General features: G+C 59.7%; 11 protein-coding genes. 4 read left to right on the top strand and 7 right to left on the bottom strand.

What is annotated here, in order from left to right; all coding sequences use genetic code 11:
- Positions 1–13: 13 nt before the first annotated feature.
- The 3 genes from deoC to SB822_RS24540 form a co-directional block, all read right to left on the bottom strand.
- On the bottom strand, positions 14–1024 hold the full coding sequence (gene deoC, locus SB822_RS24550) for a deoxyribose-phosphate aldolase (RefSeq protein ID WP_410855808.1): 1011 nt from the start codon (positions 1022–1024) through the stop codon (positions 14–16).
- Between the two features lie 428 nt (positions 1025–1452).
- Complete coding sequence (gene dapB, locus SB822_RS24545) at positions 1453–2247, bottom strand: 4-hydroxy-tetrahydrodipicolinate reductase (RefSeq protein ID WP_410855807.1); 795 nt, start codon at positions 2245–2247, stop codon at positions 1453–1455.
- 252 nt (positions 2248–2499) lie between these two features.
- On the bottom strand, positions 2500–3693 hold the full coding sequence (locus SB822_RS24540; protein WP_410855806.1) for a fumarylacetoacetate hydrolase family protein: 1194 nt from the start codon (positions 3691–3693) through the stop codon (positions 2500–2502).
- Positions 3694–3824: 131 nt separating this feature from the next.
- Here SB822_RS24540 and SB822_RS24535 point away from each other — a divergent pair, with 131 nt between their 5' ends.
- On the top strand, positions 3825–4580 hold the full coding sequence (locus tag SB822_RS24535) for an IclR family transcriptional regulator (protein ID WP_410855805.1): 756 nt from the start codon (positions 3825–3827) through the stop codon (positions 4578–4580).
- 142 nt (positions 4581–4722) lie between these two features.
- Here the strand turns inward: SB822_RS24535 and SB822_RS24530 are convergent, their stop codons facing one another.
- Positions 4723–5823 (bottom strand): LacI family DNA-binding transcriptional regulator, encoded by a 1101-nt coding sequence (locus SB822_RS24530; RefSeq protein ID WP_410855804.1) that lies wholly within the window; start codon positions 5821–5823, stop codon positions 4723–4725.
- Positions 5824–6400: 577 nt separating this feature from the next.
- Between SB822_RS24530 and SB822_RS24525 the strand changes: the two genes are divergently transcribed.
- The 3 genes from SB822_RS24525 to SB822_RS24515 all read left to right on the top strand — a co-directional run bounded on the left by SB822_RS24525 (position 6401) and on the right by SB822_RS24515 (position 10195).
- On the top strand, positions 6401–7603 hold the full coding sequence (locus SB822_RS24525; RefSeq protein ID WP_410855803.1) for a CaiB/BaiF CoA transferase family protein: 1203 nt from the start codon (positions 6401–6403) through the stop codon (positions 7601–7603).
- A 127-nt stretch (positions 7604–7730) separates the two neighbouring features.
- Entirely contained in the window at positions 7731–9092 is a 1362-nt protein-coding gene (locus SB822_RS24520) for an MFS transporter (protein WP_007585655.1), read from the top strand.
- 113 nt (positions 9093–9205) lie between these two features.
- Positions 9206–10195, top strand: a complete 990-nt coding sequence (locus tag SB822_RS24515; RefSeq protein WP_410855802.1) for a D-2-hydroxyacid dehydrogenase family protein — start codon at positions 9206–9208, stop codon at positions 10193–10195.
- A 228-nt stretch (positions 10196–10423) separates the two neighbouring features.
- On the opposite strand, the gene SB822_RS24510 is transcribed toward SB822_RS24515, so the two are convergent.
- From SB822_RS24510 to SB822_RS24500, 3 genes are read right to left on the bottom strand one after another with little or no spacing between them, the layout of a single operon-like run.
- Positions 10424–11581 (bottom strand): CaiB/BaiF CoA transferase family protein, encoded by a 1158-nt coding sequence (locus SB822_RS24510; RefSeq protein ID WP_410855822.1) that lies wholly within the window; start codon positions 11579–11581, stop codon positions 10424–10426.
- Positions 11582–11606: 25 nt separating this feature from the next.
- Positions 11607–13355 carry a hydantoinase B/oxoprolinase family protein gene (locus SB822_RS24505; protein WP_410855801.1) on the bottom strand — a complete coding sequence of 583 codons (1749 nt, stop codon included), beginning with the start codon at positions 13353–13355 and terminating at the stop codon, positions 11607–11609.
- Positions 13352–15391 carry a hydantoinase/oxoprolinase family protein gene (locus SB822_RS24500; RefSeq protein ID WP_410855800.1) on the bottom strand — a complete coding sequence of 680 codons (2040 nt, stop codon included), beginning with the start codon at positions 15389–15391 and terminating at the stop codon, positions 13352–13354. Before SB822_RS24500 ends, SB822_RS24505 begins: the two co-directional genes overlap by 4 nt.
- Between the last annotated feature and the right edge of the window lie 199 nt (positions 15392–15590).

The following is a 15590-nucleotide window of genomic DNA, read 5'->3' as shown; positions in this document are numbered from 1 at the left end:
GGGATCGATCTGCTCAGGCAACAGGGTGACGGTTGAAGGCGGAATAACGGCCAGTCGCGTAATGCTCGAGCTGGCGTTCGATATCGGCGAGAAGACTGGATGCGCCGAAGCGGAACAGTTCGGGCTCGAGCCACGCGCGGCCCAGTTCTTCTTTCATCAGGATCTGAAACAACAGCGCCGTCTTCGCGTTCGACACGCCGCCCGCCGGCTTGAAGCCGATCAGGATGCCCGTGCGCGCGTGGTATTCGCGGATCATGCGCGCCATCACGAGCGACACGTCGAGCGTCGCGTTGACGCCCTCCTTGCCCGTCGACGTCTTGATGAAATCGGCGCCCGCCATCATGCAGATCATCGATGCGCGCGCAACGTTCGACAGCGTCTGGATATCGCCCGTCGCGAGAATTGCTTTCAGATGCGCTTCGCCGCATGCGGCGCGGAACTCGCGCACTTCGTCGTAGAGTGCCTGCCAGTTGCCTGTCAGCACATATTCACGCGTGACGACGATGTCGATTTCCTGCGCGCCGTCGGCCACCGATGCCTCGATTTCCTTCAGCTTCAGCGGATGCGGAATCAGACCGGCGGGAAAGCCCGTCGAGACGGCCGCAACGGGAATGCCGCTGCCGGCTAGCGCATCGACGGCGGCCGCGACGTAGCGGTGATACACGCACACGGCGCCCGTCGTGATGGTGTGCGGCGGTACGCCGAGCGCCGCGAGAATGTCGGCGCGCACCGGCTGTCTCGCTTTCGCGCACAGACGCCGCACGCGGCCTTTCGTGTCGTCGCCGTTGAGCGTCGTAAGGTCGATGCAGGTGACGGCTTTCAACAGCCATGCGGCCTGCGCATCCTTCTTGACGGTGCGGCGCGTGCCGAGCGTCGCCGTGCGGCGTTCTACGGCCGACTGGTTGACGCGCAACCCGTCGAGCCACGCGAGATCGAAAGGCACACCCGGATTACGGGCGGGATGAACGTGGGCCGCGCGCCGCAGCGCGACAACCGACGAGGACTGGGTAGGAGCTTCAGGCATAGACATCCGCAAGTTTGTGCAATGCACCGCAACGGCTGATGGTTTATTTGCATGTATCGTACATCGCTTGAGAGGATTCTAACAAGCTTCGTTACGATCGTTTCCAGCGTTCACGGACGCGGAAGACCTTGTGCGTATGGGCGGAAGGCTTGTCCCGCAAGGCTTTGGGCATAGCCGACGGCGGGCATTGGTGTTTTCACCAGGGTGTGATCGGAAGCGCTTGGGGGTAGCGATGTCACATGGTTCTTCGCAAACAAACCAGTACGGCCAGCAGCCTGAAGGGCCCCCTTTGCAAACAACTCCGTACTGCGCCCATCCCACTATGGATTTGCTCACAGGAGACTACGGCTCGATGCCGTCTGGTACGCGAAATAGCTGAACCTTGCCGGCTCCGGCCCCCAAGTGGGCCTATCGGCGTCTGAGAACGGTCATCGCCGCAACACGTCCTGCATATCAAACAGGCCACTTTCCTGCTTCATCAGGAAGCGCGCGGCTCGTAACGCGCCATTGACGTAGGGCAACCTGTTGAGCGTCTTGTGGGTAATTTCGATTCGCTCCCCTTCCCCGATGAACAGGACCGTGTGCTCTCCAACGATGTCGCCTCCACGAATTGAGGAAAACCCAATCGTCGAGGAGTCCCGTGCGCCAGTCATCCCTTCACGCGCGAACACTGCACAATCGGCCAGATTGCGGCCAAGTGCATCTGCGATGGTCTCTCCAATCGTCAGTGCGGTCCCCGACGGCGCGTCCACCTTGTGTCGATGGTGCGCTTCGACAACTTCAATGTCATAGCCTTTGGAGAAGTTCTTTGCAGCCAATTCGATAAGCTGAAGCGTCACGTTGAGGCTGACACTCGTACTGGATGCGAACACTATCGCGGTGCTCCTGGCTGTCTCTTCTATCAACCGCAATTGCTCAGCGTCGAAGCCCGTTGTTCCGATAACCATTTTCACCCCGTGCCGCTTCGCTGCCTCGAGATAAGCGAGCGTGCCTGACGGCCGGGTGAAATCGAGCAGGACATCCGACGCTGACAGTACGGTATCGATATCGGCTGTGATTGCAACTCCCGTGGCCTTACCGATAAACGCGCCCGCGTCCTGACCCAAAGCGTAGCCACCGTCCTTGCTCAATGCGCCGACGAGTGTCGTATGGTCCGCTGCCAACACCGCCTCAATCAACATCCGGCCCATTCGGCCGGTTGCGCCTGCTACCGCAATTCTCATCTGTTTCTCCGTAAAGCTCCATCAGACAAGTCGGTCACGCGTATGGACGACGCCAGCGAAACGACCGGCTAATGCAATGCATGGTCTGCCGAAACACGACATCCAGCGCGGTCAGGCGCCGCGACCGACGGCCGCCGCCGGCCCCTGATAGCAAAAGGGCATTTTGACCCAGCACGCGCAGGCTCGCATGTCGACGGCACAAAAGGAGATGACGATTCCGGGCGACGTCAGGCAGTCTGCACGCACGATCGGTCAAGCCCCCGATGCATTTCTGTTCAGCAGACCACGCGCCGCCAGATTGCCGTACAGGGCACGTACGCCGAACGTCCAGGGAGTGATCTCGTCGGAGCGCCGCACGATGTTGACCAACGCGCCCAGCGAGGGCGCCGAGATAGTCACGACGTCACCAAGGTGATGGGTGAACCCCGCACTTTTCGCGTCCCGGTCCTTGATTGGCGAAAACATTGTGCCGAGGAAAAGCATGAAGCCATCGGGATATTGATGGTGCGGACCATAGGTCTGGTTCACCAGGTCGACCGGGTCGCGGCTAATCTCGCTCATATGACTGACGCCTTCGAGCACGAAACCGTCGTCGATGCCGTCAATCTTCAGCGACACACTTTCCTTCCGGACGGAATCAAGCGTGAAATGCTCGTCAAAGAGGCGAACGAACGGGCCAATGGAGCACGAAGCGTTGTTGTCCTTCGCCTTCCCGAGCAGCAATGCACTGCGACCTTCGATATCTCTCAGATTGACGTCGTTTCCGAGCGTCGCACCTACGATGTGACCGGCGCTGTTCACTGCAAGCACAATCTCCGGTTCCGGGTTATTCCAGACTGACGTTTTGTAGAGGCCGATATTCGCGCCAAGCCCCACTGCCGACATTGGCTGCGACTTCGAAAACACCTCCGCGTCTGGGCCGATGCCGACCTCCATGTACTGCGACCAGGCGCCCCGTCGCTCCATTTCAGCCTTCAATTTCTGCGCGCTTTCCGAGCCCGGTTTAATCCTGGAGAGGTCCGCACCAATCAGTGTGTTAATCGTCTCCCGGATTTCCAATGCTTTGCTTGCATCACCGCCCGCCTGCTCCTCAATCACGCGCTCGAGCAGGCTAACCGCAAACGTCACGCCGCAAGCCTTGATGGCTTGAACGTCGCAAGGCGCGAGCAACCTGAGTCCGGTCGCATTGGGGTCGAGACTCCTGGCTATCAGTGCGTCCACGCCCCCGAGTGACTCACCCGGCGCGTTACGAGCAATTTCCAGTGCGTCCGCGCGGTCGAACAGGTCTGCCGTCGTGACAACGGCTTCTGTGATGTCGAAGACCTCATCGTTTCGAACGACTACGACTGACGGGCCGTTGTGCGGCGCTGGCCGCCATACGCGACCAATGAGTACCGCTCGCTCTGAATCTGCAGGAAGGTATGAATGTGCCGGGGAAATAGCCATTTACGCTGATCGCCTATCAAGGAGATGGAAGCGCAAATCCTATTGTTGCGGCGAGGGGGTGTCCATTATGTTGAAAATATGTCCAACTGGTTGGACAATCCTTCTTCAAATTCCCCGCGAATCTGGTTGCTATGGAAAAGGTCTACGAGGTACCGGCTCTGAAGCGAGCACAAGACATCCTCGACGTTCTGTCTGGGGCGCGGGAGCCCGTGCGCGTGTCGGCGTTGCGCGAGGCAACCGGCCTGTCGCGCAGTACGCTCTATCTGCTGCTGGACTCACTGCAGCGGCAGCATTGGGTTGAAAAACACGGCGACGGCTACCTCATCGGCGTGAAGCTTTTCGAGTTGGGGAACGCGTATGTGCGGCACGACGGCTATCAGTCTGTGTTCCGTGCGTTGGCAGCGTCCTTCGTGGCCGCACATGACGAAGTGGTGCAGTTGGCGACGCTCGACGGAACTGACGTTGTCTACATCGCCCGAGAAGATTCGCGACGACCGGTGCGACTCGTATCGGACCTTGGCTCCCGGCTGCCGGCACATTGCTCAGCGTTGGGGAAAGCGCTGCTTGCAACGCTTTCTGAGGCAGAGTTGATCGAACTGCTCCCGGAAAAGCTCACCGCAGTGACGCCAAGGACAATCACGCGACGCGCTGTCCTGCTACGTGAGCTCGCAGTTGTCCGGGAAAATGGCCAGGCGAGCGAGTTCGAGGAATCTGCCGCTGGACTGGCCTGTTTTGCTGCCTATGTCGGGCAGACAGCCTATGGGAAAAGACTTGCCGTCAGCACGAGCATCCCCATCGGTCGCATCGACCAGAAGCGAGAGAAGCAGATTCGCCTTGCTATAGCGAAGATGGCGTTGCAAATCGGCGCTCGCCTGGGAAATGTCTGACTCGCTTCAACCGCATGCCGATAGAGCAGTACTGCTCAAATTCTTGCGAGATCGATGTCGATCAGGCTCACTGGAAAGGCGCTGGCGAATGCCTGGCTAGTTGTCTGGGATTGGACCGGGGCAGAGTCGGCCAGCGATAGCTTCAACCCCTCAGGGTCACCGTCCGACGCGGTGACGCGCACGAACCTCGCATCACCAGTTCAGCGTCCACCGTCAATCTCCTTCGGGGCAGTTTCGGGTTGTCCAAACGCTCCATCAGGAATCGCCCTGCCGCCTTCCCCAGTTGGTCATGGTTCCATCGAACCACAGTGAACGCAGGCGTCGCGAGAAGCGCGACGTCACTGTCCGCTCCGGCGACAACCGATAAGTCTTGCGGTATCACGAGTCCACGTTCCCGCGTTGCTTGCATTACGCCAGGAAGCAATGACGTTCCGCCGGCAACGATAGCCGTAGGTGGTTTGTCGAGCTCCAACAAATGCCTCGTTTCGGTGTAGCCGGCGTCCCGCGCGAACGTCGCGTGCCGGATCAGCTCTGGCTCCAGCGTCAGGCCACGCTCTTTGAATGCATCGGCGAAACCCTTCAACCGGCTTTGCGTCGGATGCACTCCCGGTTCACCAGAAATGATTGCAATGCGGCGATGTCCCAGGTCGGCGAGGTGAAGCACCGCTTGCCGCACACCTGCGGCGTGATTCACGGAGACGGAATCAAGCTCGGCAGGCAACTCACGGTCCAGCAACACGATTGGAAATTGTGCTTCCCGCAGCATCGTCAGAAGCGCTGGGTCCTCCTCCGACGACGTGGCGATTACCAGCCCGTCTATCCGTCGCTGCTGGAAGCCAAGCAGCAGTTCTCGTTCGCGCTTGAGGTCGTGGTAGCTGGATGCGACCATCAGCGAGAAGCCGAAACCTTCAATCTCCTTTTGCATCGAGTCGACGAACAAGCTGAGCACAGGGACGGTGAAGTCGCGCATTACGCATGCGAACGTCATCGACCTGTTGCTGCGCATGCTCTGGGCCACCATATTCGGCACATAACCCAGTTCGACGATGGCAGCCTTCACGCGCTTGCGTGTGTCCTCGCGCACGTTGGGATGCGCGTTGATTACCCGCGAGACCGTGCCCAGACTGACGTCCGCCAGTTGCGCGACGTCCCGGATTGACGGCTTGCGTTCATCGTCAGGTGATGCGACGTCAGCTGCGGCCGAAGTTCGGCGTGTCATATTGCCTTTGGATTCGATACTCATTCTGTCGGCAAAGCCTGCGTCAGGCCGTAAGCAAAACTGCTGCGTACCGCCCTCGGTGAGCCCAGCTCTTGCGAGCGCTACGGCTGCGAAAACGGAACACCCGGGAGAGCCGACGCCCCGCATCGACCCCGCGTTCAAATCTGGCCTCGCCTCCTGGCTGGGCGACGAGGACGTCGCACTCGCGCTGCCTTCCATTCGACGACGCAGTGGAAACGTTCCCAATTTTCCCTGCTGCGCCTACTTTGTCAAGCAAGGTGAACGGGTTCCCCTTCGAGACTTGCTTTCCGCCGGTGGAAGGTCCTCCGCGGAACATCCCTAAAAAGCGACGGTACATCCGCCAGGGAACTACCGCCTTGACAAAGACGCCCTTCGATCTATCATTGGAAACGTTTCATCAAGCACCAAACCACGTAGACGAGAGAGCTTCTAGTCATACGTTAAATTTTGGAAACGTTTCATCAATTACATCTGCGAGATACCGTGACCCGCCTCAGAAGCGCTACTGGAGGAAGATACCCGCACACCGTGCGAACGGACGAATTGCGGAGCACAGCCAATCCTGGCAAGGGGATGCGCCATGGCTGAGGGACAAATGAGGCGACCGCTCCCGCTGGACGGCATTTGCGTCGTGGAGATTGGACACAGCCTTGCGGCACCGTACGCGGGCATCATCTTCGCGCACCTCGGCGCCCGCGTCGTGAAGATTGAGAACGCAGCCCAGGGGGACTACGCCCGCGGATGGGGGCCGCCCTTCATCGACGGAGCCTCCGCGCTCTTTCATGCAATGAACCACGGCAAGGAAAGCATCAGCGCCGATTTCAGCGACCCGGTCTGCACCAAACTCATTCGAGAGTTCATCGTCGCTAATGCCGATGTGGTCCTGCAGAACCTGAAGCCCGGCAATCTCGACCGTTACGGCCTCGGGGCAAAGGATCTGACGGAACTGTGCCCGTCGCTCGTCTATTGCAATCTCGGAGCCTTTGGCGCCACAGGCCCTTTGCGAAGCAAGCCCGGCTACGACCCGTTGGTACAGGCCTACAGCGGGATGATGAGCATCGTGGGGCATGCCGACGACGCGCCCAGCCGCGTTCCCGTCTCGATCAATGACATGGGCACAGGCATGTGGGCCGTCATTGGCGTCCTCGCCGCGCTGCGGGGCAACGACCGTGGAGACCGTGAGCGCGGCCAGGTCATCGACGTGTCGCTCTACGAGACCGCCCTGGCCTGGATGACGGTGCCCCTTTCGGATTGCCTTGCCGGCGGCCCAGAACCCGCCCGCATAGGGTCGGGTAGCCCAAACATCGTGCCCTATCAGGTATTCGACTGCTCAGATGGCGAAATCCTTGTCGCCGCAGGTAACGACACGCTTTATCGCCGCCTCTGCAATGTGATGGACCTGCCCTCACTGGCTGACGACCCACGGTTTGCGACCAATGGTGACCGTGTCTTGAACCGAAAGGCCTTGATTGCACTTCTCGAAGTCAGGTTCAAGCAGAAGACCGCTAGCGATTGGCTTGAGGGTCTTGAAGCGGAATCGATTCCCTGCGGCCCCTTGCAGACGGTCGACCGCGTGGTCATGGACGAACAGACGGTGTCACTCGACATCCTTCGCGAGACGCCCGATGGACGAACGAGGACCGTCGCGCTGCCTGTCTCCTTCGACGGCCAACGCCCGCCCTTGCCCGGCAATACACCCGGCCTTGGTGAACACAACCATTTGCTGACCAGGCCGCCAGCGCGCAACCGCGAAGACGACCTTTTGCAACAGGAGTGCGATTGAGACGTGAGTTGTATCCGTCGCGAATTCATTTCAAGAATTCATTTCAAGTTTCACCCACACTTCCATTAAGCGTTCTCGGACGTTGGCCTCAATTGCCAGACGAATCGGGACAATCAGGAGACAGCAATTGAGCCAGACCTTTCTTGAACCGACTCCGACATCATCGGACGAACCGCCGTCCGTCGCGGCCGTGAGCGCGGAGGAGCGCAGGCTTTACCTGCGCGTCGCGCTTCGCATCGTGCCGCTGCTCTTCGTTTGCTATGTCGTCGCCTTTCTCGACCGCATCAACGTCGGATTTGCGAAGTTGCAAATGCAGGACGCCCTTGGTTTCAGCGATGCTGTGTACGGCCTGGGCGCGGGCATCTTTTTCCTCTCGTACTGTCTGCTCGAGGTGCCAAGCGCCCTGCTTCTGAAGCGCATGGGAGCGAAGAAGACCATCGCTCGAATCATGATTTGCTGGGGAATCGTCGGGACCTTAACGGCGTTTGTCTCCAACGTGACCGAGTTCTACCTCGTCCGATTACTGCTCGGCGTATTCGAGGCTGGCTTCTTTCCCGGCGTGATTTTCTATCTCAGCTCCTGGTTCCCTGAGAACAGGCGCGGCGTCATCATTTCATGCTTCATGGTCGGCTTTCCCGTTGCCGGCCTGGTCGGCGGCCCCATCTCCGGATGGGCGATGACAGCGCTTGCAAACGTCGCCAACATGGCTGGGTGGCAGTGGCTCTACATCGTGGAGGCGCTGCCTGCCGTCGCACTTGGCATCCTTACGCTGTTCGTCCTGGATGACAACATCGACAAAGCGAAATGGCTGACTGACGCAGAAAAGAACACACTGCGGGAAGGGTTTCGAGCCGAAACGGAACGCAAACGCAAGAACAACCAGAACGGGCACGGAACGCTCGCGCAAGCGCTCGCGGACCCCAAGGTCTACATGCTTGCGTTCATCGACTTCGCCTTCGTTTGCGGAACCTATTCGGTCACGTTCTGGCTTCCTACCGTCATGAAGAGTTCGGGCATATCGAACCTCGCGCAACTTGGATGGCTGTCGGCCATTCCCTACGGTATTGGCGCCATAGGGATGGTCGCAATTAGCCGAAACTCGGACCGCACGCTTGAGCGGCGCTGGCATGCGACCATTGCCGGCGTCATCGGTGCGATAGCGCTTCTTCTTGTGTCGCAGTCGATGAGCTCAGCTGTGGTGACAATCGCTTTGCTGACCGTCGCGTGTGTCGGCATCTTCTCGATAAACGTGCTGATCTGGTCAATGGCTTCCGGCTATCTCCACGGCTCGCCTGCTGCAGCTGGAAGCATTGCGTTCGTGAACTGCATCGGTCTGCTCAGTGGATTCTGCAGCCCTTTCATCATCGGATGGTTGAAGACAATGACCGGGTCGCTCAATAGTGGCCTTTACGTGATGACCGCCGTCCTCTTTCTCGGAATCATCGTCATGTTCGTAGGATTCAAGCCGAAAGCGACCCAACCAGCGTGAACGCCAGCGAGGTTCCATCGAAACGGTAATCAGCAGCAGCTAACTTCTTCTTTGAACGACCCGCCGGGTGTGCGGTCGATACGCCCATCCGGCATCAACCAGTAAAGAAACTCATGCACAAAATCGCCATCCTCGACGACTTCCAGAACACCTCGATGAAGTTCGGAAACTGGGACAGCCTGCGCAAGCATGCCGAAATCACCATCTTCACTGACCATATCGACAATGAGGATGCCCTGGTCGAACGGCTCCAACCCTATGACGTCCTGTGCGTGATGCGGGAACGAACCTGGTTCCCGAGGAGCGTCCTGTCGAGGCTCAAGAACCTCAAAATGCTTGCAAGCACGGGCCCGTGGAACGCTGCCATTGACATTGAAGCCGCGGACGAACTGGGTATCACTGTCTGCGGGACGGCATCGTCGCTGACGGCAGCGGCTGAACACACGTGGGCACTCATTCTCGCGGCCGCGCGTCATATCCCCGCCGAGGTCAATTCGTTCAGAAATGGTGGATGGCAAGTCTCCGTCGGCAGAGACCTGAGCGGCAAGACCATCGGTCTGCTTGGTTTAGGCTACTCCGGCAGCGTGACAGCACGCGTCGCACAGGCCTTTGGCATGAAGACAATCGCCTGGAGCCAGAACATGACAGCAGAATCCGCTGCCATGCATGGTGCTCAGTACGTATCAAAAGACGAATTGCTTGCGTCCAGCGACATCCTGTCAATCCACGTTCGCCTGTCCGAACGTACGAGAGGTCTGATCGGCGCTCGTGAACTCTCTCTGATGCAGCCACATGCGTTACTTGTGAACACAGCACGTGGGCCGATCGTGGACGAGAACGCATTGATTGCGGCTCTATCGCGCAAACAGATTGCTGGCGCCGCGCTGGACGTATTTGATATCGAACCGCTCCCGGTCACCCACCCGTTCCGGACGATGGACAACGTCATTGCGACGGCACACCTCGGCTATGTCACCGAGGGTTCGTATGAGTTCTACTATGGCGAATCCGTTGAAAACATTCGCGCCTGGATTAAAGGCGAGCCGATTCGTACGTTGACTGCAGCGAGACGCGAAATCAGTTACCAGACCATTACTTCGTAGTCGCGCGGTCAGCCTTCGAATGATCCGGGTGGCGACCAGGTCGTCGTCGTCGCCCGGATGGAACCTCGCTGTAGTCGCTCACGTATCGATTCCCGTAGCCTATCCGGTATATCGTGCTCGACGCGATGTTTTGTCCGGGATGCGCGGCGTTGCACTCATGGTCGGCGTCTTGTCTTTTGTTCGGCGGAGCGCAATCCGCGAGACAGGACAACCGGCCGCCATGCGAACTCAGGAGGTCTCTTGAAGTGCGTCAGTGAGCAGATGGTTATGCTCACCGAGCTTCGGTGTGGACCCGGTATCGGCAGGCCGCTTTCCGCCAAACGAGACGGGAAGCCCCACAAACGTCGCGGCGCCGTCCTCAGTCTTCTGCAGGATATCCAACGCTTTCGTCTGCTCATGGACGACAACCTGGTCGACAGTCTGAATCGGTCCGCAGGGAATCCCCACCTTGTCGAGGCGCTCAAGCCAATGTGCAGCCGTGTTCTTGCCGAACTCGTGCTGCAGAAGCGCAATCAGCTCCACCCGATTGCTGACTCGCGCTCCATTGGCTGCAAAGCGGCTGTCGTCCGCCAACTCGTTGACTGACAGAACCTCGCAGAGCCGACGGAAGAGCCGGTCGTTACCTGCTGCGACCATAATAGTCGAATCGGCGCACTCAAACGCCTGGTGCGGCACGATGGCTGCCGTGCCGGAACCCCACCGTCCCGGAAGCGCTCCACACGCAAGGTAGTCGGCAATCTGCATCCCGCCCCACGAGAGCGCGGTTTCGTAAAGCGACACAGAAACGACTTCACCGACGCCCGTGGTTTGCCGGCGGAACAGCGCGGATAGCACGCCGATCGCTGCCCACAGACCCGTGCCCATGTCGTTCACCGAGATGGGAATCCGGCTCAATGCCTCATCGGGTTGACCCATGAAGCTCATCAGGCCGCTGAACGCCTGGGCGAGCGGGTCGTATCCAGGCTTGTCGCGCAGCGGCCCGACCGTCCCGAAGGCGCCGAGATTGCAGTACACCAGCGAGGGCTTGGCTTTCAACATCTGCCCGGCGCCAAGCCCATACTTCTCCGTACCGCCTGCTTTCAGGTTCTGCAACACAACATCTGCGCGTCGCGCGATGAGGTCCCTCAACAGGTCCGCCTGCTGGGGGTCCGACAGCGACATTGCGATGCTCGATTTTCCGTGGTTCACCGCGTGAAAAAGTGCCGCAGCACCATCGATGAAAGGAGGACCCCAGTCTCTCGCATAGTCCCCGCCTTCCGCACTTTCAATCTTGATGACTTCCGCGCCTAGTGCCCGCAATACCATGCCAGCATAAGGTGCAGCGAGACTGTGGCCTATCTCGACAACGCAAACGCCATCGAGTGGAAGCTGCTTCGTCATTTCCATACTCCGTTTGTTTCCAGTCACCGGCTTACGTTGCCTCCGCGGCGACTTCAATCTGCTCCGACTGAATCAGTTCGCGGTCAAGCTGATAGAGGCGAACGGCTGCGTCCCGACTGATGTAGCCGTCGGCGACGTCCGCCAGGACCAATGCGCGCTCGCGCTCCAGCGGCTCACCAAATCCACCGCTACCCGCCGGCTGCACAACGACGCGGTCATTCCGATACACGACTGTCTGGCCACCTTTCGCGGGTACAACCATGTCGTGCCCGTCAGCTCGCTGCACCTTGCAAACGAACGGGCTGCCGGCGAGTCCGCCGAAATGGCCTTCCGGCGCCGTGTGCCCACGCTCTCCCGAGACCGTGAACGTGGCTTCGTCATATTCGACGCGGTACACACGGCGGGAAGTCAGGCCCCCACGTTGCCGGCCAGCGCCACCCGTATCGGGTACGAGCGACCACTCTTCAACCAGCAACGGCGAAGTTCGTTCAATCATTTCAATCGACTGGCTGCCGGCATTGCCGACATAGACCCGGATGCCGCTTACCCCATCCCTGGCTGCCCGCGCGCCCATCCCGCCAGCATGCACGTCGTGCATCGTGACGAATTTTTCGCCAGTCTCCGCAACACGAGCCTGATTCGTATCGCGTCCGCTAAAGATGCCCGCGCACGCCGCGCAGTTGCTTTGTCCGAGAATGCGATTGGGAACTGCGGGCGCGAGGGCCTTCAGGAGAAGGTCAATGACCCGTGGCGATGTTTCGGTGTTGCCAGATACGACCGACGCCGGATATTCGCAATTGAGAACGCTGCCCTGCGGGGCAATGATGGTTACCGGCCGATAGCAACCCTGGTTGATCGGGATGCTAAGGTCCGTCAACGCCTTGACTGTGAACCAGGTGCTGTTGCAGGTGACGGAGAACGGACAGTTGATTCCGCCTCGCACCTGAGCGCCTGTGCCTGTGAAGTCGAACGTGATGTGGTCATCCTTCACGATGACCTTGACCTTCAGCAGCGGGCGCTCGTGTTTCCAGCCCGGCGCCTCGATGGGATCGAGATATTCCTCCGCCTCGTAGACACCGTCCGGAATCTTCGCAATCTCTGCGCGGATGAGCTTCTCCGAGTGGTCGAGACTCTGGCTCATCACGTCACGCAACGCGTTGGCGCCATACTTTGCAACCAGGTCCACGATGCGGCGGTCACCCACGAAGGTGCCCGCATATTGCGCCTGAATGTCCAGGCGCAGCTCATGCGAGTTTCGGCTATTGCGCGTCAGGATTTCCAGTACGTCGCGCACTGGCTCGTCGTTCCGATAGAGAAGGACGGGTGGAATCCGGATGCCCTCGGCGAACACGTCCCACGTGGCAATTGCATAGCTGCCAGGTGACTGCCCACCGATGTCTGTCCAGTGCCCACGTGTCATCACGAAGGCAACGATTTCACCGTCAACGAAGACCGGGCGCGTGAACTGGACGTCCGGCTGGTGATTGCCGCCGCCGACGTAAGCGTCGTTGCTGACAATGACGTCGCCGGGCAGCAGGTTTTCGCGACCAATGGCCTCGACCGAGACACGGGTGGAAATGACTGCCGAGCCCAACATCGTAGGGATGTCGTTGCCTTGAGCAACGAGTTGCATGTCAGCGTCGAAGATAGCGGCAGATGAGTCGCCACTCGCGTGCATCAGCGGGCTTCCCGCTGTCCGCATCATGGCAATCTTCATTTCCCGCGCAACCGCAAACAGACTGCTACGGATGATTTCGTATGTAACGATGTCCATGTTCATGCCGCCAGTTCAATCACGAGGTTCAGGTCGTCGTCGACGCGCGCTGTGTGCGATGCCTTCAAGACCGCGCAGCTACTGTGCTCTTCGATAACAGCAGGTCCTTCAATCCGGGCACCCACCGGGAGCCGGCTTCGAGCAAAGACCGGCAAGGCTCGGACATTGCCATCGATGTAGACGTCACGGGTTCGAACGGGAGCAACGGCCGCTTCGTCGTCCGAGTGCGCCACGCCGCCTCGCCAACCGCTCGTCGCGATGAGCTGCAAACGCAAATTCGCGACCACAATCGGCTTGTCCTTGCTGACAAAGTTCCAGAGCCGCTGATGTGCCGCTTCAAACTCGCTCGCCAGCGCAGCGCATGATGCGTCGTCGGATACCTCGACCGTGATGACATCTGGCTGACCGGCATAACGGCAATCCGCCAGCCGCACAGCGCGGGTCTGATTTGCCTCCACGCCGTGACGCTCCGCTTCGCTTCGACCGAGCGCGAGCAGTTCGTCAAACTCCGAATGCAACCTTTCATCGCCGAGCCTGGCAAGGTCACATTCAACCGGACGTTGATAGTCATACTGCTGGTCGGCGACCATCATGCCGAACGCGCTGAAGAGCCCAGGCAATGGCGGAATCACAACGCGGCGAATCCCCATTTCGTGGGCAAGGTCGACTGCGTGGACGGGACCTGCGCCGCCGTAGCAAATGTACGAAAATTCACGCGGGTCGTAACCCCGCTCTACCGTCATGATGCGAATCGCCTGTGCCATCAACGCGTTCGCGACAGAGCGCACAGCCTGCGCCGCCTCGGGCACACTCATTCCCAAGGGCTTTGCGATAACCTCTTCGACGACTCGCCATGCCGCCTTCGCGTCCAGCTGGAATTCGCCGCCAAGGAAATTGTCCGGGTCGATGTAGCCGAGCACGAGGTTGCAGTCAGTGACCGTTGGTCGCTTGCCACCACGGCCGTAGCATGCCGGTCCCGGGTCAGCCGCGGCGCTTTCAGGGCCGATTCGAACGCCGCCGCCCGCGTCAATCCAGACAATGGAGCCGCCACCCGCGCCCACGGAGTCGATGTCGATGCTGGGCGAACGCACGGTGTAGCTATGCAACAGGCTCTTGTTCCGGATTTCGGGTCGGAAATCCCGGATTAGCGAAACGTCAAACGTGGTGCCGCCCATATCGCCGAGAATGGCATTGCGCAAATCGCTACGCTCGCAATTGCGGATCGCAGCGCTGACACCACCTGCGGGGCCCGATTCCAGAAGCACGATCGGACGGTCCGCAACGCGTGCAGGGCTTGCGAGGCCACCGTTTGACTGCATGAAGAGAAACTTGCCGGCAAAGCCCAGTTGTGCAAGTGCATCGACCAGACGACCGATGTAGCGGCCACAGACCGGCCCGAGCATCGCGTTGATGACCGTCGAGCTGGTCCGCTCATACTCCATGGCTTCAGGATTGACCTCGTGGGAGGCACTCACGAACCGGTCGGGCAGCATTTCACGCAGCGCCGCGACGGCAGCCTTCTCGTGCTCCGGGTTGACATGCGCGTGCAGGAAACACACCGCGACTGCTTCCACGTCGGACTCACGGATGCGTGCAGCAATCCCGCTCAGCTCTTCGTGCGCGAGCGGCGTCTCAACCCTTCCGTCAAAACGTAGACGCTCCGTCACCTCGAGCCGCCAACGGCGCTCCACCAGCGCCCGAGGGTTGTCGAACAGCAGGTCATAGAGGTCAGCACGGTCATGGCGGGACGCGCGCCGTAGTTCGAGGATGTCGCGGAAGCCGCGGGTGGTGACCAGAGCAGTTTTGGCGCCCGTGCCCTCTACGACCATGTTCGTGGCCATCGTCGTACCGTGGCCAAGAAAGGAAATATCGGCACTTTTCGAGCCCGAGATTTCAAGAATCCTTCGGAAACCTTCGACCGTTCCTACGACCCGGTCTTGAGGCGTTGTAGGCACCTTGGTCGACCACACCGCACCCGTCGAGTCGTCCACCATCACAACGTCGGTGAAGGTGCCGCCGACGTCAATCCCTATCCGTTTCACGCTTGTTTGTCTCCGTTGACAGGTATGAGCCTTCTGGAAATGCCGGTCGGACGCTGATACGCGTTGCCCATCACAGCGCGGACGTAGATGCAGTCCACATGCATCGAGGCAGAAATCGCGGTTACACTGCGCGGCAGTGATTCGTGCGAGTTATCACCTACCGCCAAACGCCTCGCGCCGTATCGTCAGGCGTCCTGCT

Origin of the sequence: Paraburkholderia sp. SIMBA_054, from assembly GCF_046534875.1 — a bacterium.
GTDB lineage: Bacteria > Pseudomonadota > Gammaproteobacteria > Burkholderiales > Burkholderiaceae > Paraburkholderia > Paraburkholderia hospita.
Note: the sequence above shows the minus strand (reverse complement) of the source record. Positions and strands in the feature narration are given on the sequence as shown.

What these genes read in the sequence shown, in the direction of transcription:
- deoC (WP_410855808.1), bottom strand. Translation starts at nt 1,024, where the DNA reads ATGCCTGAAGCTCCTACCCAGTCCTCGTCGGTTGTCGCGCTGCGGCGC.
- dapB (WP_410855807.1), bottom strand. Translation starts at nt 2,247, where the DNA reads ATGAGAATTGCGGTAGCAGGCGCAACCGGCCGAATGGGCCGGATGTTG.
- SB822_RS24540 (WP_410855806.1), bottom strand. Translation starts at nt 3,693, where the DNA reads ATGGCTATTTCCCCGGCACATTCATACCTTCCTGCAGATTCAGAGCGA.
- SB822_RS24535 (WP_410855805.1), top strand. Translation starts at nt 3,825, where the DNA reads ATGGAAAAGGTCTACGAGGTACCGGCTCTGAAGCGAGCACAAGACATC.
- SB822_RS24530 (WP_410855804.1), bottom strand. Translation starts at nt 5,823, where the DNA reads ATGAGTATCGAATCCAAAGGCAATATGACACGCCGAACTTCGGCCGCA.
- SB822_RS24525 (WP_410855803.1), top strand. Translation starts at nt 6,401, where the DNA reads ATGGCTGAGGGACAAATGAGGCGACCGCTCCCGCTGGACGGCATTTGC.
- SB822_RS24515 (WP_410855802.1), top strand. Translation starts at nt 9,206, where the DNA reads ATGCACAAAATCGCCATCCTCGACGACTTCCAGAACACCTCGATGAAG.
- SB822_RS24510 (WP_410855822.1), bottom strand. Translation starts at nt 11,581, where the DNA reads ATGGAAATGACGAAGCAGCTTCCACTCGATGGCGTTTGCGTTGTCGAG.
- SB822_RS24505 (WP_410855801.1), bottom strand. Translation starts at nt 13,355, where the DNA reads ATGAACATGGACATCGTTACATACGAAATCATCCGTAGCAGTCTGTTT.